This is a genomic window from Listeria valentina, from assembly GCF_011800755.1.
In the GTDB taxonomy this organism is placed as follows: Bacteria; Bacillota; Bacilli; order Lactobacillales; family Listeriaceae; genus Listeria; species Listeria valentina.
In genome coordinates, this window is the sequence record NZ_JAATJW010000017.1 from 1 (window position 1) to 22,526 (window position 22,526).

Below are 22,526 nucleotides of genomic sequence, written 5' to 3' on the forward strand. Positions count from 1 at the left end.
TTATAGGGGAAAATGAAAATGTTGTGTTTGTTGTTAGCTTATACATGTATCATACTTTTCATCGACTAAATTTCACTGTGGAGCAAATGAAAATTCACTAAGAAAATAAAGTTTTTCTTTTCATCTGCAAAGTAATCACAACTAAATTTTTGCACATAAAAAACCAGTGCGGAAAAAGGGAGGAAACCGCACTGGTCAAAAAGGGAGTTTTGGGATTTTCATTCAAAAAAGGGAAAGAATGAAAGTTTTGCTTGTTGTTAGCTTATACATATATATTAACCACTTTTAACTAAATTTCACTGTGGAAAAAATGAAAGTTTACTAAGAAAATCATGATGCCTTTTTAAAAAATAAAGCGAACCGCGAAATTTTTTCGCGGCTCGCTTGAAAGTTAAATTAAATTTTGTTCTACCATTTTTTGTTCATACCACTTATAGTTTTCATCGTCAAAGCAAACAAAATGGATTTCTTTAAGCGGTGAATCGTACGCCGTTTCTTCGATCCACTGTTTCACCGTGTACGTCGCAACTTCCGCGGCAAGCTCTTTTGGGAAACCATAAACACCCGTTGAGATGTTTGGAAAAGCAATACTCGTCAGTCCTTTGGAAGCTGCAAGGTCAAGGGATTTAAAATAGCAAGAAGCGAGCGAATTTGTTTCTTGCTTATCTCCACCGTGCCAAACTGGTCCCACCGTGTGAACCACGTAATCCGCCGGAAGCGCGCATCCTTCTGTCAAAACTGCTTCTCCCGTTGGACAACTCCCAATCCGTTTAATTATCTCTTTGCACGCTGCTAAAAGCTTTGGGCCTGCTGCCTTGTGAATCGCACCATCCACGCCTCCCCCACCTAAAAGCGTGTGATTTGCGGCATTTACGATCGCGTCTACGTTTTCCTTTGTAATATCGCCTTTTATCAGTTTCACTTCCACGAAAAAAGCACCTCCTTTTCCTATTGTAAGCGATAGAAAAAGAAAGTGCCAGCGTCTTACAAACGGTCCATATCCAAAATAATCCACGGCTTCGGACGCACTTGTAAAATTCCTTCAGAAGTTAATTTTTTAATGATTAACGCGACAAATTCACGTGTTGCTGTTGAGAAATTAGCGATAATCGGTTGTGTAATTGCAGTAGGCAGAACGATTTCCCCATTTTCGCCTTCCGTTCCGAGCTCCTCACCGATTTGTTTGATGCACATTCTTACACGTTCTTCTTTTGAAGTCGTGCTTTTACGCAGATGGCTAAATGTATCTCGTGAAAGTCCTAGCAGTTCATGGATAATGAATTGTTCTTTCACATCATATTCAGTCAAAATCCGGTCAAAAAAGTACCGGTCAATCGCCCAGCAAGCTCCGTCTGAAAGAGCTTTTGCTTCACTTGATGAAGGATAAATTTGCGTGAGCGTATTTTTAGAAAATAGTTTGTTTTCCTTCAAAAAGTTTAAAATGATTTCGTCCTCTCCGCTTTCGCCAAATCGAACTGTAAACATTAATACTCCAGTAATTAAGAAAAAGATCTTCCCGTTACTATCCGTTAAATCAAATATTTTTTGGTTCTTTTTAAAATAAATCATCTTTGCATATTTATGAAATTCCGGATCTTGTTTACAAAGTGTTAGAATTGTATTTGCTGAATACATTTTTTTGCGTTCTTTTGTCATGTACATCTTCACAATCTCCTTGAAATGTATTTATTGATGCAATCATACTTTATAACTAAGCAGATGTTAACACTTTTCCAGAAAAAAATTGACTCATCAAATAAAAATTCACAAAAAAGACACAAATTCGGTTTTAAATCTAAGAATTACGTACTCTTTTTCACTTTTTGAGCGAAATACGTATAATTTCCTGAATAGACTTTCAATCGGCCATTGCACAAATGAAAAACTTTCGAACAGATTTGATCAATAAAATAGCGGTCATGCGACACAGTAATAATGGTCCCTTTAAAATTCCGTAGCGCTTCCTCAAGAACCTCACGCGAAGCAATATCAAGATGGTTAGTCGGCTCATCCAAAACTAACGTATTGACAGGCTGATGGATAAACCTAGCCAAGCGAAGCCGCATTCGTTCTCCTCCACTCAGATTTGCTACTTTGCGAAACACCATTTCCTGATAGAACATAAATCCGGCAAGCATATTCCGTGCTTCTCCTTCTGTCACTCGCACCTTATCGCGAAAAGCCTCAATCACCGTTTCACAAGCATCAAGCTCCTCCATTTGTTGTGAAAGATATGCTAGTTTAACGCTAGAACCCAGTTTTATGGTGCCTGCATCAGGTTTTTCCGCGCCAACCAAAAGCTTAAGCAACGTGGACTTCCCGGTTCCGTTATCGCCTACAATCGCGACACGATCCTTCTGACGAATCGACAGCATTTCCTCTACTAGAAGCACTTTCTCCCCGTAGCTTTTGCTCACTCCTTCGAAACTCGCCACCTCGTCTCCGCTCCGCTTCGCCTCTTCAAATGCTAAATTCATTTCTTTTTGTGCAAGAACCGGCCGTTTTACTTTCTCCATTTTATCGAGCATTCGTTCCATGTTTTTCGCTCGTCTGAAAAAAGCATCGTTTGGCGGATTGGCTCGCGCACCCCATTCGCGCAGTTGCTTGATTGCTTGCTTCATTTTTTTGATTTTCTTTTGCTGATCCTTGTAAGCCTGAAATTCGCGTAAAAGTCGCTCTTCACGTTCCTTCAAATAGCCCGAAAAGTTCGTCCGGTAAGTAATCAGTTCCTTATTTTCAAGCTCAATCATTTTTGTCACCACTTCATCGAGAAAATAGCGATCATGTGAGACGACCAAAACGGCTCCTTTATAGCTTTGCAAGAATTTAGTTAGCCAAATCACAGCATTTAAATCCAAGTGGTTGGTCGGCTCATCCAAAAGTAACAATTCCGGTTTTTCAAGTAGCAACGCACCAAGAGCCGTTTTCGTCTTTTCACCGCCACTTAGCGCCTGCCATTTTTTGTTTACAAGCTCCGAAAGTCCTAACCCGGCGACCACCTTTCCAAGTTCAGCTTGCATCTCATATCCGCCTTGCTCCGCAAATTGCGCCATCAAATTCCCGTAGCGTCCCATCACTTTCTCGTTAGCATCTTCAGCCATTTGCCGTTCCAAGTCCGCCATCTGCTTTTGCATTGCCAAAAGCTCTGCAAAACTTTGCTCCAGCACTTCAGTGACAGTTAGTTCCGAAAACTCCTCTGGAATTTGCCGCAGCATCCCAATAGCCGCGTCTTTCTTCCGCGTGACGAGACCGCTATCCGCCATCTCCATCCCAGCAATCAATTTTAAAATCGTACTTTTCCCTTCGCCGTTTCGCCCAATCAATCCGACTCGCTCGCCTTCCATAATTTGCATCGAAACCCCTTCGAGCACCTTATCGCCAGCATAACTTTTCGTTACTTGATTCAAATCTACAATTTTCATTTTCTTTTCTCCTTTTCCCTGAAGAAAAGCATAAATGTTTCATATGAAACATTTTTACACACAAAAAAAGACACCAGACAAGCGTCCGGTGCCTCCATTATTTCAACTCGGAGATCCATCCATGCTTCTCAACTTATTTTCCATTTATACAGTTTTTATAAAAAAGGGCAGACTTGTCCCTTGCAACTGTCATTCTGGAAAAAATCGCACGAACAGTGTATAAATATGTTAGAAATCCTGCTTGCGCTTTTGAAAGAAACATCTGAATCTCACCTACTTTCGCTTATTAATTGCTTTAAGGATAACGTGAAAACGTTTTACTGTCAAGCAGCCAAGCCCTACTCCATATTCTTGCGGTGCATCGCTTCTCGCTCTTCAAAACCGATTTCGCGATGAACTTGGTGCAACATCCAAATATAGCCAAAAGGATCTTTAAACATCGCGTTGCTAACGCCATAATCTTTCATCTCGGTCACGGCTTGAATTTCCGTGCAACCGGCATCCATCGCCAGCTTATAAGCTTCTGCAATTTCTTCCACCGTTACATTGAACCAAATTGGCAAATTTTCTTTCGGATCGGGTGCCGCAAGTCCTGCATCCGCATTCGCATCGAGCATATGAAACCTTGTCCCATAAATTTCAAAAACTGCTTCATTTTGACCTTTTGCAAAGCTTGTGGCTTCAATCCGCTTCACATCAAAAATCCGCTCGTAAAGCGCGAGCGCGGCTAAACTATCTTCTACAATAAAATCCATTTCAACTGCTTGCATACTCTCACCTTTCCTTTCAATAGGACTTTCCCGCATTGTCATGGAAATAAACGTTCCGGGAAAACCCTACAACTTTTAAAGTTTACTAGTTACAACTAGAGTTTCTTTCTCTCTTTGCGGTAAAATAGAGAAGAAAAGGAGGCTAACTCATGAAACTCAAAAATTTGGGCATCCTAACCGTTCTTTTTCTGCTAGCTATTTTAACAGCTTGTGGAAATACGGCTAATTTGTCTAAAAAAGAAGAAAAAATTGATTTACATATTTCAGCCGCTGCTAGTTTAAAAGATGCGATTGACGAGATCAAACCACTTTATGAAAAAAAATATCCTGGCATAAAATTGACTTTTGACTTTGCCGGTTCTGGCCAAATTCGCGAACGTGTTACAAGTGGTGCTCCGATTGACGGTGTACTTTTTGCAAGCGAATCCGACATTGACAAACTAGTTCAAGCAAAAAAAGCAACATCTAAAGCTGAGTTTGCACAAAATACGCTGGTTTTGATTGAACCAACATCGAGCAAATCCAAAAAGAGTGCTAGTTTAGCAGAAAAATTGAAAACCTATCAAAAATTTGCGCTTGGGGATCCAGAATCCGTACCTGCTGGGAAATACGGGAAAGAAACACTCGAAAAGCTCAATTTATATGATGGAATGAAAGACCAACTTGTACTCGCTTCAGATGTTCGCCAAGTACTCTCTTATGTGGCAGCTGGGAACGCTGATGCTGGCTTTGTTTATGAAACGGATGCCTTGATTTCAAAAAAAGTAAGCGTCGTTCAAGCGATTCCAGATGATTTGCATGCTCCAATTGGCTACTATTCTGGAATTGTAGCGGACACAGAACACAAGAAAGATGTCGAATCTTTTATGAAATTTATGCGCAGCGAGGAAGCACAGGGAATTTTGAAGCAGTATGGGTTTAAATCAGGAAAATAATTTTCAAACTACAAATCAAAAAGCAAGAAGAAGCACCTAAAACCGTGTTTCTTCTTGCTTTTATTTAAAATTTCCGTCCATATAATAAAGCCGCGCCTAAGCTTAGTAAGCTAAATCCCGCGAGCCCGCCAAATGGAATCCCATCGTCATCCCCTGTTGGCGGTAACACCGCAGAACTCGAACCCATCAAAGTAACCTGCCCGGTTGGATCAGCACTGCTTCCTTGTTGCTTCGCAAGCGCCTTCCCAGTTGTAACATCATCTAGCCGATAAGTCATCCCCGAATCACCTGCAACAGCCGTATAACCATCCGGCACGTCTTTTAACCGAACCGTATATTTATAAGCATCTCCGTCTTCATCATATTTTGGAAGATTATCAAAATGATACTTATAAACCCCGGCCTCATCAGGCTTCACAACTTGTTCATCATACACGTCATCATTTTGAAGCAATTCGACAGTCACCGCATCCGGACGAATACCAAGTTCATCTCCTAAATCATTCCAATCAATCGTTCCTTCAACAGCCGTCTCTTCCGTATTTTCATAATGGTTCGTAATATCCGTACCATTTACCTCGCTCGTGTAGCCTTTTGGCACGCTCTTTTCTCGAACCGTATACACGTATTTCTCGCCGGTTTCCTTGTACTCAGGCAAATCCTTAAACGCATAACTCCAGTCATTTGTATCATTGCTCGTGACATTCGTTTCATCCACGACTTGATTATCCCTTAACAGCTCAACCGTGATGCTCGCTGGCCGCGTTCCAAATTTATTTTCGTAGTCGTCCCAGTGCTTCTCGCCGTCAACATCAATGTAGCCGTCACCAGAACCGCCACCGCCTTGTCCCCGGTAAGTCGCCGTAGAAACCGCGTCATCAATCAGTTCCGTGCCGTCATAGGCAAAAGCACGATTCGGGAAACGGTTGTTTTCTGCATTATAATTTAATTTGGTGTCATAGCGAACCAAGACAGATGTTCTTGCCGTGTCTTCCTTCGCATCAGCACTTGTTAAATAGCCAAAATCTAGTTGCGCCGTTTTCGTTCCATCTGCATTTTCCGTGAACGGAATATCATTCGTATTTTCTTCAATCACCGCTTTGTTCCAATTCCGATATTGAATCTTAGCCGAACCCGGAATATAATTTTGGGTATTTTCCATCGTGTCTTTAAAAACCGAATCCGCTACTTCATACCCACCATTATTGACGGTCACCGTCCAGTGTACAATCGTTGGATCCGTATTGTCATAAGTTAGTGATTTAGAAACCGCACTCGTTCCCGAACCGCCACCTGAACTGCTTTTCGAAAAGTTTACATGAATGGTATTATTCGGATTGTTTTGCAGCGGAAAAGCTAAATCATTCCCATTTTCATAATCCAAGGTTCCTTTGTTAAAATTCGACCAAAAATTAAAGTATACTTCCACATTGCGCATTGATTTCACATTTTCATCGAAATGAATCGCGATCGTCCCCGCTTGGATGGTCACATTTCCAAGTCGATCTCCATTTGTTGCAAAAAGTTCAATCGGTGTGGTCGTCTCATACTTCAATTCTTGCGGCAAGGGCATTGTATAAGGTTGGCTCGTGTCGATTTGATTTCCATCCCCAACAGTCAAATCATATGTAGCATTCACAGATGAAGCGTCGCTGATCTTCTTATCGCCAACCGGCCCCGAAGAATTGCTAAGCGAGACCCCTTTCACAAACTGACTCGCATCCAAGTTTTCAGCGGCTGATGCTGGCGTTGCAAAATTGACAAACATGCCAAAAAGCAAAGCAAAAACAAGCAGCCAACTGTTCATCTTCCTTTTCATTGTTATCTCCCCCTTAAAAGTAACAATGATAGTTCTTTGCTGAACTCTGTAGCTCCTTGCGGTTAATTTTTATGTCTATCATTTTTATGGCAGATCCCTTAATAGAAAAAGACCAAAACCATCGTTTTAGTCTTTTTCCACAAATCAATTTTCTTTAAACATCCTTGTTAATAAATCTCTAATTCTTTCGTCCGACTCAGGCTCATTACAATCACTAGTAAAACTGAAATAATCAATCCCATCAGCGAAAGTGCACTATAACTGGAATAATTCATAATGATCCCTGAGAAAAATCCTCCTAGTGCTCCTGAAATGGCAATAAATACATCAATCCAGCCTTGAATTTTCGGGCGAATTTGAATACTTGTTGCATCAACAACCATCGTTGTCCCACTAATCAAACCAAAATTCCATCCAATTCCAAGCAAGGACAATCCTAACATCAGCCATCCTGTTGATCCATTCGGTGCAAGCATCGTGACAAGCGCCGCTAAAAACAAAACTACGCCAGAAGCGACGGCCATCCACTTCGTTCCTACTTTATTAACAAGACTACCCGTAATAAGCGATGGAAAATACATGGAAGCAATGTGAATCCCAATTACGAGGCCGACAGCACTCATTCCTTGAGCATGATGCTGCATATGTATAGGAGTCATCGTCATAATAGCTACCATAACTAGTTGCGTAATAATCATTACCGTTGCTCCAACGAGGACAAGCGCTTTGTTCAAACTCGTTTGCTGCTCAAATGTAGAATCCTTGTTTGCCTTCGCACGTTGTGTATCTAGATGCTTCGCAAGTAAATAGGGATCCGGTTTTAAATAGAAAAATAAAACCGTTCCAGCAGATAAAAATGCAGCTGCTGCCAAAATAAAAATCCCTGCAAACTCTGGAATACCCACAAGTTTGGCAAGACTTCCCATGACGCCTACTAAATTCGGACCAATCACAGCTCCAAATGTTGTAGAGACCATCGCCAAACTCACACTTGTAGCTCGCTTATGTACTGGAGCAAGATCCGTTCCTGCGTAGCGAGCTTGTAAATTCGTTGCTGTTCCAGAACCATAGATGAACAAAGCCAGAAAAAGCAACCAAATATTATTTAGGGTAGTAGCCAAAATGATTCCGAGAGCGCCCACGCCTCCCACAAAAAACCCCGTTGAAAGCGCAATTCGCCTGCCCGTTTTCATAGTTAGACGACCGACAAGCATAGCCGCTGCAGCTGACCCAAGTGTAAACAGCGCAGATGGAACACCCGAATACTTATCTGTTCCAAGCATTTGCTGTGCAATCAGTGCCCCTACCGTAATCCCAGCTGCAAGTCCTGCGCCTCCAAGAATTTGAGAAAAAATGACTGCTCGCAAAGTTTTTTTGTGAATTTTTTCAATTCCTTTTTGATCTAAAGCTATCTTTTCATACATAAAAATTCCTTCTCTCGACTAAAAAGTGACCACTTTATCCGCCCAAATAATTAATTGAAGACAATCCTGCATGGTTGAGATCGGACAACTTGTAAAATCATCTTTTTGGCGAGACTTTAAGCAAGTTCCGCAAGCCAAAAGTTCTCCCCCATTTTCTTGAAATTGTTGCATTTTCGCGGCCACGTCAAACTTCCCTTGGTTAATTGATTCGCATTCCACAGCTTCTCCCATTAAGAAAAAACGAACCTCGTGATCTCCTTCCAGTGCTGTCAGTGCTAACCGAAAAGCATTCCAAGCCTTTTCTGCTTCTTTAGTTTCTAAAATAATGCCTAGTTTCATGTTAAATGGCTCCTTTTTGTAGTTGATATTCTTTCCACTCTGTCACGCCGTAAGCTAATCGCTTCGCGTGAAATCCGTGCGCTGCTAAAATTTCCATCGCCTCAAGTGACATAACACAATGCGGTCCCCGGCAATAAGCCACGATTTCCTGATTTTTTGGAAGTTTAGCAAGCCATTCTTCCAATTCTTGAACAGGAATAGAAATAGCCCCATCAATATGTGCATATTCAAATTCTTCTGTTGGTCTGACATCAATTAATGTAGCCTCACCAGAAGTTAATTTTTGATCTAATTCAGCAAAATCAACAGCCGTAAGCGTATGCGGCTCATCCAAAAATTGCTTTCTTAGCTGTTTAACTTCGATTAGCTGCTTGCCACTAATATCTTCCAACTGCCGCAAGAATGGCTGAACGTATTCACTTGCAAGTTGGTAATAAACGAAATTCTTTTCTTTATAACTAGAAACAAGCTTAGCTTGGCGTAGCACTTGTAAATGCTTCGATGTATTAGCAACAGAAGAACGAGTTTCTTCTGCTAAAGTTTCAACTGTTTTTTCCGACTGACTAAGTAAATCAAGTAGTTCAATACGAATCGGATTCGAAACAGCTTTGCCAATTCTTGCATACTCTGTATAGATCTCTTTCATATCTTGTTTAACCATTTTCCACACCTCCCAAACTATTCAACTAATTAGTTGAATTATATCTTCTTTAAATTCCCTTGTCAATAAAATAAGCGGAATGTTTCACATGAAACATTCCGCTCAACTTACTGTATTAAGAATTTTGATAGTTAGCTTTTGGTCTTAGATACACTGCCCAAACGACGGTTAAACAAATGACTGCGAATAGTCCCAAGAAGACAAATCCCAATGAAAAGGAACCCGTTGCTTCTTTAATCGCTCCAAGCGCAAGCGGTGGGAAGAACCCACCAAGGCCACCTGCAGCCCCAACAAATCCAGTAACAGCTCCTGTATTTCCTGCTGAAACCATTGGAACCATCTTGAAAACAACGCCATTACCAATCCCGATTGCAAGTGCTGTCAAGAAGATACAGCCTGTGAAAATAACAAAATTTTGAAGCAACAATGCCATCACAAACGCAAAGACGATCACAAGTCCAAATAACCCCGTTAAAATCTTAGTTGGATTTGCTTTGTCTGCAACAACACCGCCGATCGGACGCATTAACGTAGCAACCGCCGCAAATGCCGCTGAAATAAGCCCCGCATTCACAGGATTCATCAAGAATTGATCGGACATAAAGGCTGGCAAGTAGTTACTAAGCGCGACAAAAGCCCCGAACGTTAAGAAATAAAACAGCGATAAAAACCACGTATTTTTGTCTTTAACAACCGATAATTGCTGCCCGAGCGTCTTCTTCTCTGCTGAGATTGGCATTTCTTTCGCGAATAAACTAAAGAGAACAATGATAACAAGAAGCGCGATGATGAGCGAATAGTAAACCCAATCGAATCCCCAAGATTTATTGATTTGCGGAATCATCAGGCCTGCAAGTGCATTCCCAATGTTCCCCATTCCGGCAATTCCAAGGATGAGTCCTTGTTTTTCTGGTGGAAACCAAGCCGAAACATACGAAATCGCGATAGCAAATGTTGTTCCCGCCATTCCAAGGAAAAGTGCCAATAAAATGAGTAGTGGAAATGAAGAAACATGTGGAACAAAAATAAGTGGAATAATGATGAAGAGCATTGTTCCGATGTACACTTTCTTTCCGCCGATTCGGTCACTGAGAATTCCCATTGGAATCCGCATGACGGAACCGAGTAAAACTGGTGTTGCGATCATTAGACTTTTTTGTGATGCTGAAAGTCCAAAGTCAGAGGCAATTTGATTGGCAACAGGCGACAAGCTTGCCCACACCATGAACGAAATTGCCATTGCAACAGTTGCAAAAATGAGTGCCGTGATTGCATCTTTTTTTGAGTAATTCATTTTCATATCCCCTTTAACGGTTTTATACACTACTATGATAGTCTTTTCACAATCAAAGCACTATTAGGGAAATGCCTAAAAAAAGATATTGCCCGGCGGCAATATCTTTTACAAATCAATCAAATTTTTCTTAATCGCGTAATGCACCAAGTCCGTGCGCTTTTCAAAGCCAAGTTTATGCATGATGCTCGTTTTATGTGCCTCAACCGTCTTCACTGATACGAATAGTTTCTCGGCGATTTCTTTATTCCCATATCCGAGCGCGATAAGTGGCAGAATTTCCTGCTCGCGCTTCGATAAGAGCTCATAAGAATTAATTTTTTCATCGACTTCGTTTTTCGTCAAAAATTCGCGGACAAGCGCCGGCGCCACACTCGGATGGATATAAACACCGCCTGCGTAAACCGCTCGGATCGCTTCAAGCATTTCTTCATCATAGGCATTTTTCAGCAAGTATCCGGATGCGCCTATTTTGAGTGCTCGAAAAAGGTATTCTTCATCGTCATGCATTGTCATAATCAACACTTTGACTTTCTTGTCGAGTTCCTTGATTTTTTTCGTCGTCACAAGTCCATTTTCACCCGGCGGCATGCTAAGATCCATCAAAATCACGTCAATTTCGTTTTGCTCAAGCTTCATCATCGCCTCTAACCCGTCAGCCGCATCGCAAACCACTTGCATGTCAGCCTGCGCATTGATGATATACGATAACCCTCTTCTCACAACAACATGATCGTCCACAACCATGATTCGAATCACTCGACTTCAACTCCTACTCTAGCAATCACTTCTGTTCCTTTTCCGTTTTCCGAATGAATTTCACAAGTGCCACCACAAAGCTCAACGCGTTCTTTCATATTCATCAAGCCAAGACCCGAACCTTTAATTTCAATATCTTCCGTTGAAAAACCGCGACCGTCATCGATTACTTCAAGAATTAAAACCTCATCTTTCCTCCGCAAAGTTACCACAATATCGTCAATATCCGCATACTTAGCGGCGTTTAACAGCGCTTCTTGGGCTACACGGTAAAGTGTCGTCTCAATAAATGGGTCAAACCGCGCGTTTTGAATATCAGAAATCAGTGCGACTTCCACGCCAAATATTTGCTCGTAACGCTTGCAGTAAGATTTAAGTGCCGAATACAAACCAAGATCATCCAAAGCTGCCGGACGCAAATCCACCGCCATGTTCCGAATATCACTTAAGATATTGGCTACATACGTTTCAACGCCATCCATTTGCTCATCAAACGACGCACCTTTTTCCATATATTTCAGTTTTCTGACTTCCATCAGTGCACTATAAAGTTCTTGCGCAATCCCATCGTGGAGTTCACGAGAAAGTTTTTTCCGCTCCGCTTCATGGGCATTCATCACGTACTTCGTCAGCATTGATTTTTGTAGCTCTTTCGCCGTTTCTTGCTGTTCCGTTAAATTGCGCAACGACAAAACGCCGATATGACTCTCTTCATTTAATATCGTAAAACTGGCGCTATACGGCACCTCTTTTCCATCTGAACTCGTCAAATAAATTTGAAAAGATTCACCGTTTTTCCGCCCTTTGATCCGACAATTGGCGCAAGTGTGCTCTTCTTCATAGGACATGCAGCCGCGGCAAATCTGACAAAAATTCTTGATTTGCTGCCAGTCGATCGCCGTGCCTCGCTCAAAGAGATCCTCGGCGATGCGATTTTGCTTAATGACTTTCTGATTCTTATCCATGATAAAAATAGCATCACTCGTTTTTTCAAAAAAGAGATCAACTAAATGAGGATGGTTCGCAAATGCAGTCAAGCTAATCTTCCTTTCTTTGCATGAATTGAAGCAAATAAGGCGCAAGCTTTTCCGCTACCGCTTCCATTTGCTGTTTGATTCGTTCGTCCATCACAGTTTCTTTCCGGTAGCCCCCAAGAAAAATCGCCAAAACTTCCTGCTCCACAAGAATGGGGATGGCTACAATCGAAACGAGATTTTCCATAATCGCGATTGGAAACTGCGATAAATCCTCAACTTCTTCCCTTAGATTCTGAATCGACATGGCGCGCCCCGTCTTCCAAACGATACCGGCAATGCCTTTTCCATTTTGCAACACAATTTTCTGATAGCGATTGTTCCGATTTCCAGAAGCGAATAACCACTTGATTTCCTTCACGCTCGTTTCGCTCGTATCTAATGCTATCCCAAGAAAATCTACACCCAAATCAAGACGTGCTTCAATTAAATAGTCCGTTATTTCATGTTTTAGCTGCCCTTCCATTTTTCTGAATCCTCCATGAACTGATACTATCACTATAACGCAATTTAACTGAAAAAAACAGCCAGATTATCAAGATGGATTTTTGCGATAAACAATGTAGCGCCGCTTCAAATAACTAAGCGGAACACTCCACGCATGAACGAGCCGCGTATAAGGAAATAATCCGAAAATCACAAAAGCACTCAAAATGTGTAGCTTAAACAAAACTGGAACGTGCACCATCAAGCTCGCATCTGGTCTGAACAAGAACAGCTGCCGAAACCAAATCGAAATCGATTCCCGGTAGTCGAAACCCGGGATTTCTTGCGTCCCAAAAAGTGTGCTACTCATCCCAAGAAGGACGGTCAAAAGGAGCGTCACGTTCACGATAATATCGCCCGCCGAACTAATTTTGCGTACGCTTGGATTTGAAAGACGCCGAAACGTTAGCAAGAACATCCCGACAAACGTCATCACGCCAAAAATGCTACCGATTCCGACTGCAAAAATATGATAAACATGCTCGCTAATCCCGAGCGCCGCCGTCCACGATTCTGGAATCACGAGCCCAACAAAATGCCCGCCGATCACAAAAATAATCCCAACGTGAAACAAGAGACTGCCGATCATCAGTTGCTTTTTCTCAAGCATCTCGCTCGACTTCGCCGTCACACTAAACTGATCGTAGCGATAGCGGAAAATGTGACCGACAACAAAACTCGCAAGAACCAAGTACGGGACAATGATCCACAAAAATTCATTCCACATACTGAGAACCCTCCTTCTGCAAAAGACAAGCTTTAAGTTCCACGCGGACTGCATCAACCAAGTACTGATACGGATTTTCCTCTTCTTTCAAGTTTTGCAATAAAAAGTAAGTGCCATCTTCCATCACGCCAAACAGCACCTCTAAATCCTGCACTCGCTCATCTTGAAACCAGTCGCCCGCCTCAAAAAACTCAAGCATCAAGGGCAGAAAATCCGTCAGCTCAGCATCCACCGCAAGCAGCCCAAACATTTCATATAAAAACTTCAATTTCGAAAGCATTTGCCCGCGTTCTCGCGCATCTTCAAATTTGTAAAACGTCATATAAAGCGATAATTTTTTGGTAAAATCAAAACTGTCCGTGTAAAACTGCTGCAACTCAAAGAGGCTTTTCATTTCAATTTCCTGCCAAAAGCGGAGAAGGAGATCCCTTGTTTCCGCTTCAGCAGCATCTAGTTCCGATCCAAGATAGGCTTCATTCATATACAGTTTATCCGGATAATCAAACAGACTTGATAGTTTGCCAAATACCGGTCGTTTTTCATTTAAAACAGCTGCATTAATCACGCCAAATCCCTCCATAGAAACTTTCTTCATACATTTCTTGCGTCGTCTTACCATCTGCATGTGCCTGCATCACTTGCCCATGTTCCGAAGCAAGACTACAGCCGCTACAAACTTCATTTGCATAACCCGTTCCACCTTGCGCCCGGTAAGTATCCACATAATCCTCTTTATGACTTGTTGGAATCACGAAGCGGTCATCATATTTAGCAATCGCGAGCAAGCGGTACATTTTCTTCACTTCCGATTCCGTAAGCCCAACTCGTTCAAGCCGGGTCACATCAAAGTCACGTCCAGAAGAAGCTGCCCGCATATAAAGCCGCATCATTGCCATTTTTTGCAGCGACGACTTAATCACTTCTGTGTTTCCAGCCGTTAAAATACTCGCCAAGTAATCCACTGGAAGGCGCATCTCTTCAATTGCCGGGAAGATCATATCCGGGTTTTCAATCGAATCCTTCCCTTCAAAATAATTCATGATCGGCGAAAGTGGCGGCACGTACCAAACCATTGGCATCGTGCGGTATTCAGGGTGAAGCGGGAACGCAATTTTGTATTTCTTCGCCATCTTATAAATAGGCGATTTCTGTGCCGCTTCAATCCAATCTTCCGAAATCCCATCTTTACGCGCTTGTTCGATCATCTCAGGGTCATTTGGATCAATGAACAAATCAAGTTGTGCTTCATAAAGCGCTTTTTCATCTTTCGTTTCAGCCGCTTCCTTCACGCGATCCGCATCATAGAGCATCACGCCAAGGTAGCGAATCCGCCCTGTACACGTTTCCGAGCAAACCGTCGGTAGCCCAGCTTCAATCCGCGGGAAGCAAAACGTACATTTTTCCGCTTTGTTCGTTTTCCAGTTAAAATAAACCTTTTTGTAAGGACAACCTGTCATGCAATAACGCCAGCCACGACAAGCTTCTTGGTCGACAAGGACAATGCCGTCTTCATCACGCTTATACATCGCACCACTTGGGCAAGAAGCAACACAAGCTGGGTTTAAACAATGTTCGCAAAGACGTGGCAAATACATCATAAACGCCGTTTCAAAATTCGATTTGATTTCCGATTCAATTTTCTTCATGTTCGGGTCTTGCGGCATCGTTTTTGGAGCTCCAGCAAGATCATCTTCCCAGTTTGGACCCCATTCAATTTCCATATTCGCACCCGTCACAACCGATTTTGGACGCGCAACCGGCTGATTATTCCGCTGGTCAGGTGAAAACAAATTTTCATAATCATACGTCCACGGCTCGTAGTAATCCTTCATTTCGGGCATGTCTGGATTGTAGAAAATCTTCCCAAGCGCCACTTTATTCAGCTTTGAGCCCGATTTCAGTTCTAGCTTGCCTTTCTTGTTGAGCGTCCAGCCGCCTTTATATTCTTCTTGATCTTCCCAGCGTTTCGGATAGCCCACGCCAGGCTTTGTTTCAACATTGTTGAACCACATATATTCCGCGCCCGGTCGATTTGTCCACGTGTTTTTACACGTGACACTACAAGTGTGGCAGCCGATACATTTATCCAAATTCATTACCATTCCAATTTGCGCTTTAATCTTCAAGCCAGTCCACCTCTTTCAGTTTTCTCACATTGACATACAAGTCACGCTGATTCCCAATCGGTCCATAATAGTTAAAGCCGTAACTTAGCTGTGCATAACCACCGACCATTTGCGTTGGTTTCACATGAATCTTCGTTGGCGAGTTGTGACTGCCGCCACGTTGCCCCGTAAGTTCGCTGCCCGGCACATTGACGTGCTTATCTTGTGCGTGATACATAAACATCGTTCCACGTGGCATCCTATGACTAACGACCGCTCTCGCCGTTACAACCCCATTCCGGTTGTAAACCTCAAGCCAATCATTGTCTTCGATACCAGCCGCATCAGCATCCTCATTATTAATCCAAACATTCGGCCCCCCACGGAATAGCGTCAACATGTGAAGATTATCTTGATACATACTGTGAATATTCCATTTCCCATGTGGCGTCAAATAACGAAGCGTGATCGCATTTGCATCTTGCGACTCATCAAACTTGTCGCGTTTTGCGAACACATGTGGCGGAAGTGTCGGCTTAAAGATCGGTAGCGATTCCCCGTATTGCAAGAACAACTCATGATCCAAATAAAATTGCTGCCTTCCCGTTAACGTCCGGAATGGAACAAGACGCTCGATATTCGTTGTAAACGGTGAATAGCGCTTCCCGTTCGTATTGGATCCCGTAAAGACAGGCGTCGGAATCACTTCACGTGGCTGAACCGTAATACTTTGGAACGTGATTTTTTCCGCTTCCCGGTCCTTCGCAAGATCAGCAAGCTCGACCCCAGTCGTTTCCTCCGCACTTTCCCAAGCACGCACCGCCACCTTGCCATTTGTTGCACTCGAGATCGTTAAAATCGCATCCGCCGCATGTCGCGCATCTTTCAAAATCGGCTTGCCATTTTTAATCGTATCGTCTTCGTAAACACCGTTGATTTGCTTCAGCTCCTCGTATTCCGGCGCTACCGAAAACTGCGTTCCGTGCGCACCAACCTTTCCGCTAGAAACATTCGGTCCGAGCGTGATAAATTTATTGTAAATTTCGCGATAATCGCGTTCCACGACTTGAAAAATTGGCATTGTTTTGCCCGGCACAGCTTCAACTTCGCCCCGCTTCCAGTCTTTGATTTGACCGTAAGGCTGAGCAATTTCCTTCTCAGAATCGTGCCCAAGCGGCAACATCACAATATCTCGTTCCGGCTTCTCAAAAACATGTTTCGCCATCTTCGAAAATACTTCAGCAAGCCCTCTAAACGTATTCCAATCAGACTTCGATTCCCAAAGCGGATCAATCGCCGGATTAAACGGATGAACAAACGGGTGCATATCCGTGCTAGATAAATCCGTCTTTTCATACCAAGTAGCCGCTGGAAGCACCACATCCGAATACATCGGAGTTGCCGTCATCCGGAAATCAAGCGTCACAAGCAAATCTAATTTGCCGCGAACCTCTTCATCCCGCCAAACCATTTCTTCCGGTCGGAACTCATCATTTTGCTTAGACATCAAATTGTCCGTTGTCCCAAGCAAATGCTTCATAAAATACTCTTGCCCTTTCCCGCTTGAAGAAAGCAAATTCGAGCGCCAAACAAAAAGTCCACGCGGGAAGTTCACTGGATTATCCGGATCTTCCACCGCAAAATTCGTTTCGCCAGATTTCAAATCCTCAACCAGCTGATCCACAAGTTCCGCATCCGACTTCTCTTCCGCCTGCTGTCCATATGAAAGCGAGCTTTTATCAAATTGCGGGAAGGAAGGCAACCAGCCAAGTCGCGCCGCAAGCACATTATAATCAGCTGGATGTTGATACCGCAGCTCATCCGCAATTGGCGACTTCAGCGCCGCATTTTCCATTTCCTCGTATTTCCATTGATCCGTCGCGAAATACCAAAAACTAGTCCCATTTTGCTGTCTAACCGCACCTTGCCAGTCTTTCGCAAAAGCAACCGTTTGCCAGCCTTCAATTGGGCGGCATTTCTCCTGTCCCACATAATGCGCCCAGCCGCCGCCATTCACACCTTGCGACGCCGTAAGCACAACGAGATTCAAAATCGATCGATAAATCGTATCACTATTGAACCAGTGATTGATCCCAGCGCCCATAATAATCATCGAACGCCCTTCCGTATCAATCGCATTTTGCGCAAACTCACGAGCAATTTGCGTCACAATACTCGCTTTCACACCCGTAATTTTTTCCTGCCAAGCTGGCGTATACTTGCTCGATTCATCATCCAAATCTTTCGCCGCAAGTTCGTCGCCTTCAAACATTTCAATCCCATATTGGCTAAGCATCAAATCATAAACCGTTACAGCTTTCCGAACAGTCCCATCCGCAAGCGTCATTTCGCGCACTGGGATATGTCGTTCAAATGTGCCATTCCCGGCGTCATCAAAGAATGGGAAAACAATTTTTTCAAACCGACCTTCTTCTTGAAGGGAAAGTTTCGGCGCAATCACCGTTCCATCTTCATTTTCAAGACTCAGATTCCATTTTTCATCTTTAGCCCAGCGCTGTCCGATGGTTCCATTTGGCGACACAACCGTGTCCGTTGTTTCATCAATCAAGCAAGTGCGCCATTCCGCATGCTCACTTTCCTTCCCAAAATCCGCTTCACGAAGGAAACGCCCCGCTTTATAAACACCACTTGCATCTTGATCCAGCAAAATCAAGAAAGGCAAATCTGTATATTTTCTTGCATAATTTAAAAACATCGGTTCTTTCTTATCTTGGTAAAACTCTTTCAAAATCACGTGCGTCATCGCCTGAGCAAGCGCGGCATCGGTTCCAGGATTCGGCGCAAGCCAGTTATCGGCAAATTTCACATTTTCAGCGTAATCGGGCGCGACCGCTACAACTTTTGTTCCTTTGTAACGAACTTCCGTCATAAAATGCGCATCCGGCGTTCTTGTAAGCGGCACATTCGAGCCCCACATCATGATGTAGCCGGCATTATACCAGTCACTCGATTCGGGAACATCGGTTTGCTCGCCCCAAATTTGCGGAGAAGCAGGCGGTAAATCCGCATACCAATCATAGAAACTGAGCATTTCGCCACCAAGCAATGTAATAAAACGCGAGCCTGCCGCATAACTAATCATTGACATTGCCGGGATGGGCGTAAAACCAGCGATCCGGTCTGGTCCGTATTTCTTGATCGTATAAAGCAGCATCGCGCCAATTAAAACATACGCATCATTCCAAGAAACGCGGACTTGTCCGCCTTTCCCGCACGAGGCTTTGTAAGCTTGTGCTTTTTCTGGATCTTCGACAATACTTGCCCATGCAGCGACCGGATTGGGATATTGTTTGAGTGCATTTTGCCACATCCGCCAAAGTAAGCCGCGCACATAAGGGTATTTCACACGAAGCGGGCTGTATTCATACCAAGAAAAACTCGCGCCACGTGGACAGCCACGCGGTTCAAATTCTGGCATATCGACACCACAAGAAGGATAATCCGTCGCTTGATTTTCCCAAGTGATAATGCCATTTTTAACAAAGACTTTCCAACTACAAGAACCCGTGCAGTTTACACCATGTGTTGTGCGAACTACCTTGTCATGCGCCCAACGATCGCGGTACATTTTTTCCCAAGCGCGGCTCTTCTCTTCCAAAATCGTCCAGTTACCATTAAATTTTTCCGTTCGTTTGAAGAACTTTAATCCTTTTTTGCGATATTTCACGTTTTTCACCTCTATTTTTATTTCAAAATCAAGAGATTTTCCTAGTTATACTATATCGCTTGTGAGGAGATTTACATATTAGGGAAACCGCTATATTTGGGTTACAAAAAAGGTGCAAAATTTGTATCATATAATAGCAAAACTGGCACTTTTACAACTCCAACTTATTTATAACCGCAAAAAAGACTAGAACCCACAAATTCTAGCCTTTTTAACATTTAGGATTTATTTCCCTCAGTATGCAATTTATTCTAAGAAAGCGTTATTGTAACTACAGCCACGAGAAAATCCTGCTTTATTCTTTCCTATTTTCTCGATTTTTTCCATCCCGCCTGATAAGTTGTTCTTTTTGCCGTTCAATTCGCTCTTTTTGTTTTTGCAATTGTTGAATCTCATATTCTATTTTCCTTGGTTCTTGCGATGTTTCCATTGTTTCTTTTCTTAACTGAATTTCTTGATCGATTTGATGTTGCCAATCCTTTATAATGGATTGCCATCTATCTGGCTCACTATTTTTCAATGCTTCTCTTAACAACTGAGAATAGCGTCGCATTTGATTTCCCCATAGTTTATTTCGGTTTTGATAATATTGGACTTGCTCACTTTCATCTAATGTACTCACAAAACGATCTTCTTCGTGTTCGACAATATTACTCAAGAACGAAAGAATAGGAACGATGAGGTAAATAATTAATGCTACTTTAATAAAGTAGATGGAAAAAATAATTAATAGAATTCGCAAAAAAAGCGTCAGAATTCCTTGTATAATCTGTTCTTTTCTATATCTTTCCTTAAGTTTGGTGTTCGTTGTACTCTGTAAAGTCAAACTATAAATCAATCGTTTCAAAAAAAGCATTATAATTAAATTTAAAATGCCGTAGATCAGCATCGTTTGAACACTAGTATCTTCAATTAATAATTTAGTTGTTGATGGAATAAGAGAGAGAAAAAACAGCAAAAGTAAATAGACGACTAAATCTTGATTTCGTACTTTTTGCACCTGGTTAAAGGCATTAGCTGTTTGGAACCAAATTCCCGCAACAAAGCAAAAACTAATAAAATAAATACCGATCGCACTTATCAAATCAATAATAATAATTTCTCCGCTACTTGTCAGGTTTATTGGTAATTCAATTACCATAATCGTTAAAATAATAGCAAAAATTGCATCGCTAAATAATGTTATTCTTTCTTTCATTTTGAATTTGCCTCCGTTTATTTCAATTTAAACTTCTAAAAAACGTTTTTTCTTTCCACGCAATCGGCTTTTCCTTACCACCGTGATTTCTTTTTCGAGTGTTTCTTGGTACACACGTGTTTTTATATAAACCACCTTTTTACGCCATTTGGTGATGGATCTCATCTCGATGTTTCGGCAACCACCCCCAAAGTTTTATCTATGTTCTTTCACAAGTATAGCTAAAAAAAGACTGCAGACAAAGTTTTTCACTACTTTGTCTGCAGTCTGGAGCAAATCCAAGTTTGCTCGTTTCCCTAGCAAAACCTATTTAAATAGATACTTTTCTCGCCAAGCACATAATTCCAGCAATAACCGCTAGAACGCCTGGTACAATCCAAAGGAATCCAATTAAAAAGAAACCGATGACCCCTAAAATAAGCGTCAAGATTCCCCATAACTTAGCATTTTTCTTGATGAAAAATGAAAAGATCAATAATAAGATGCCAACAACTAATGCAAGAAGTGCCATAACAACGACCATACTTCCTGTTGCTGCTAGGATTTCCATATCAGATGTATCTACCGCTGCATTATTCGCAATCTCCGATGACTGTGATACAGCACCTATTAACCCTCCACCTAAAATACCAAACAAACCAGCTATTATCCCCGTAATGCCAGCTATTAAAGTTAAAACAAATTCAGTCTTTCTTGGATTCATTTTCGCTTCTCCCTTTTTCCTTTTTTTGTCATAATATACAATATCGACTTTATTATCATAGCATAAAAATGAGCACAAATCGTGACGAATTATTGACAATTTGTCTAAAATTCGTTGTTTTAGGTGCAGAAATCTCTTGACATACCTTTAAAGCAACGAACTTAACTCAAGCACAATCGGAATCGTAATCAAACTAAACAGCGTAGATAAAATAATATAGTGCGACGCGAGTTGGCCTTTTCCTTGATATTTTTCAGCAAAAACTGAATTGACAGAGCCACTTGGCATAGCCACAACCAGCACCAACAGCGAAAACAAAGTGTCGTTCGTAATAAAAGGTCGAAAAATCAGCATCACGAGCGCCGGAACTAGGACGAGCCGAACCAGGCAAAATAACAGGGTATCCTTCTCGCGCAACACTTTGAAGAGCGGCGTTCCGTAGAATAGGGCTCCGTTTATCATCATTGCAAGAGGCGCGGTGAAGCTTCCCAAAATTTGTACCGGCGTACCAAGCACTTGGGGCAATTGGACGTCAAGGAGAAAGAGAACTAAACCGGCTAGCATACCTAGGATTGCTGGAGTCGCCATTAATTTTCGGAATGAAAACTCAAGTTTCCCAGAAAAAATGGTTTCGCCAAAACTAAATAACGCGACGTTGAATACGGTATTGAAGGCAACGAGCAAGATTAGGCCCACATCTCCGAAAAGTGCATCCACGATCGGAATGCCGATAAACAAAATGCTGGAAAAAATCGTGCAATCTTGCCAAATCGGGCGATTACTGAGTTTGATTTTCAAGATTTTTGTCAGAATCAAGCTGAGCATAAAAAGAAAGCCGATCAAAAGCACTGCAAGGAAGGCGGCCTTGATGATGAGTCGACCTTTTTCGATGCTAAATGACGTCTGAAAACTGCTGAAGACGGCGCAAGTCAACGCGATATTCATTAAAAAATAGGAAGCATGTTGAATGCCTGCAGGAGTAAATTTCTTTTTTGCAGCTAAAAAAGCTCCAATAAGTATGTAAATAAATAAGATGATGTTTTGTTCAAAGATAATCTTAAACATAAGTCTCCCTCAATTCGTTAGCGCTATTCTTTGTCTTGATTCTAGTTTAGCGCTTTTTAAATTTTAGTCAACTTTTGATTACATTTTGATCCAACAT

Annotated in this window: 20 protein-coding genes; 1 reads left to right on the forward strand and 19 read right to left on the reverse strand. The window is 42.2% G+C overall.

The genetic code is table 11. The annotated features are described in order from the left end of the window. Positions 1–391 precede the first annotated feature (391 nt). The 4 genes from HCK02_RS06010 to HCK02_RS06025 form a co-directional block, all read right to left on the reverse strand. On the reverse strand, positions 392–928 hold the full coding sequence (locus tag HCK02_RS06010; RefSeq protein WP_167629189.1) for an O-acetyl-ADP-ribose deacetylase: 537 nt from the start codon (positions 926–928) through the stop codon (positions 392–394). A gap of 56 nt (positions 929–984) precedes the next feature. Next, the gene (locus tag HCK02_RS06015) at positions 985–1,662 is read right to left on the reverse strand and encodes a Crp/Fnr family transcriptional regulator (RefSeq protein WP_167629190.1); all 678 of its coding nucleotides are present in this window, start codon (positions 1,660–1,662) and stop codon (positions 985–987) included. 140 nt (positions 1,663–1,802) lie between these two features. After that, a complete protein-coding gene (gene abc-f, locus HCK02_RS06020; protein ID WP_167629191.1) occupies positions 1,803–3,422 on the reverse strand; it encodes a ribosomal protection-like ABC-F family protein in 1,620 nt (539 codons plus the stop codon). 338 nt (positions 3,423–3,760) lie between these two features. Continuing rightward, on the reverse strand, positions 3,761–4,192 hold the full coding sequence (locus HCK02_RS06025; RefSeq protein ID WP_167629192.1) for a VOC family protein: 432 nt from the start codon (positions 4,190–4,192) through the stop codon (positions 3,761–3,763). Positions 4,193–4,341: 149 nt separating this feature from the next. Here HCK02_RS06025 and modA point away from each other — a divergent pair, with 149 nt between their 5' ends. Then, on the forward strand, positions 4,342–5,127 hold the full coding sequence (gene modA, locus HCK02_RS06030; RefSeq protein WP_167629193.1) for a molybdate ABC transporter substrate-binding protein: 786 nt from the start codon (positions 4,342–4,344) through the stop codon (positions 5,125–5,127). 64 nt (positions 5,128–5,191) lie between these two features. Here modA and HCK02_RS06035 read toward each other — a convergent pair whose 3' ends face one another. The 15 genes from HCK02_RS06035 to HCK02_RS06105 form a co-directional block, all read right to left on the reverse strand. Further along, on the reverse strand, positions 5,192–6,946 hold the full coding sequence (locus tag HCK02_RS06035; protein ID WP_167629194.1) for a Cna B-type domain-containing protein: 1,755 nt from the start codon (positions 6,944–6,946) through the stop codon (positions 5,192–5,194). A gap of 167 nt (positions 6,947–7,113) precedes the next feature. Beyond that, positions 7,114–8,370: an MFS transporter gene (locus tag HCK02_RS06040; RefSeq protein WP_167629195.1), complete on the reverse strand. Its 1,257-nt coding sequence runs from the start codon at positions 8,368–8,370 to the stop codon at positions 7,114–7,116. 18 nt (positions 8,371–8,388) lie between these two features. After that, on the reverse strand, positions 8,389–8,709 hold the full coding sequence (locus tag HCK02_RS06045; RefSeq protein ID WP_167629196.1) for a DsrE/DsrF/TusD sulfur relay family protein: 321 nt from the start codon (positions 8,707–8,709) through the stop codon (positions 8,389–8,391). Between the two features lies 1 nt (position 8,710). After that, complete coding sequence (locus tag HCK02_RS06050) at positions 8,711–9,370, reverse strand: ArsR/SmtB family transcription factor (protein ID WP_167629197.1); 660 nt, start codon at positions 9,368–9,370, stop codon at positions 8,711–8,713. Between the two features lie 115 nt (positions 9,371–9,485). Then, on the reverse strand, positions 9,486–10,664 hold the full coding sequence (locus HCK02_RS06055; protein WP_167629198.1) for a nitrate/nitrite transporter: 1,179 nt from the start codon (positions 10,662–10,664) through the stop codon (positions 9,486–9,488). A 108-nt stretch (positions 10,665–10,772) separates the two neighbouring features. Beyond that, a complete protein-coding gene (locus HCK02_RS06060; RefSeq protein ID WP_167629199.1) occupies positions 10,773–11,423 on the reverse strand; it encodes a response regulator transcription factor in 651 nt (216 codons plus the stop codon). After that, a complete protein-coding gene (locus tag HCK02_RS06065; protein WP_167629200.1) occupies positions 11,420–12,460 on the reverse strand; it encodes a sensor histidine kinase in 1,041 nt (346 codons plus the stop codon). The genes HCK02_RS06060 and HCK02_RS06065 overlap by 4 nt, the downstream gene beginning before the upstream one ends. Before the next feature lies 1 nt (position 12,461). After that, entirely contained in the window at positions 12,462–12,923 is a 462-nt protein-coding gene (locus HCK02_RS06070) for a GAF domain-containing protein (RefSeq protein WP_167629201.1), read from the reverse strand. Between the two features lie 69 nt (positions 12,924–12,992). Beyond that, the gene (narI, locus tag HCK02_RS06075) at positions 12,993–13,670 is read right to left on the reverse strand and encodes a respiratory nitrate reductase subunit gamma (protein ID WP_167629202.1); all 678 of its coding nucleotides are present in this window, start codon (positions 13,668–13,670) and stop codon (positions 12,993–12,995) included. Then, a complete protein-coding gene (gene narJ / locus HCK02_RS06080) occupies positions 13,660–14,235 on the reverse strand; it encodes a nitrate reductase molybdenum cofactor assembly chaperone (RefSeq protein ID WP_246215538.1) in 576 nt (191 codons plus the stop codon). Before narJ ends, narI begins: the two co-directional genes overlap by 11 nt. Beyond that, positions 14,228–15,796, reverse strand: coding sequence for a nitrate reductase subunit beta (narH, locus tag HCK02_RS06085; RefSeq protein WP_167629204.1), 1,569 nt, complete (start codon positions 15,794–15,796; stop codon positions 14,228–14,230). The genes narJ and narH overlap by 8 nt, the downstream gene beginning before the upstream one ends. Next, positions 15,786–19,463 carry a nitrate reductase subunit alpha gene (locus HCK02_RS06090; RefSeq protein WP_167629205.1) on the reverse strand — a complete coding sequence of 1,226 codons (3,678 nt, stop codon included), beginning with the start codon at positions 19,461–19,463 and terminating at the stop codon, positions 15,786–15,788. Before HCK02_RS06090 ends, narH begins: the two co-directional genes overlap by 11 nt. A 295-nt stretch (positions 19,464–19,758) precedes the next feature. Further along, positions 19,759–20,661, reverse strand: coding sequence for a TMEM175 family protein (locus HCK02_RS06095; protein ID WP_167629206.1), 903 nt, complete (start codon positions 20,659–20,661; stop codon positions 19,759–19,761). A gap of 310 nt (positions 20,662–20,971) precedes the next feature. Beyond that, entirely contained in the window at positions 20,972–21,364 is a 393-nt protein-coding gene (locus tag HCK02_RS06100) for a DUF4064 domain-containing protein (RefSeq protein WP_167629207.1), read from the reverse strand. 147 nt (positions 21,365–21,511) lie between these two features. Further along, positions 21,512–22,429 (reverse strand): AEC family transporter, encoded by a 918-nt coding sequence (locus tag HCK02_RS06105; RefSeq protein WP_167629208.1) that lies wholly within the window; start codon positions 22,427–22,429, stop codon positions 21,512–21,514. Positions 22,430–22,526: the final 97 nt, after the last annotated feature.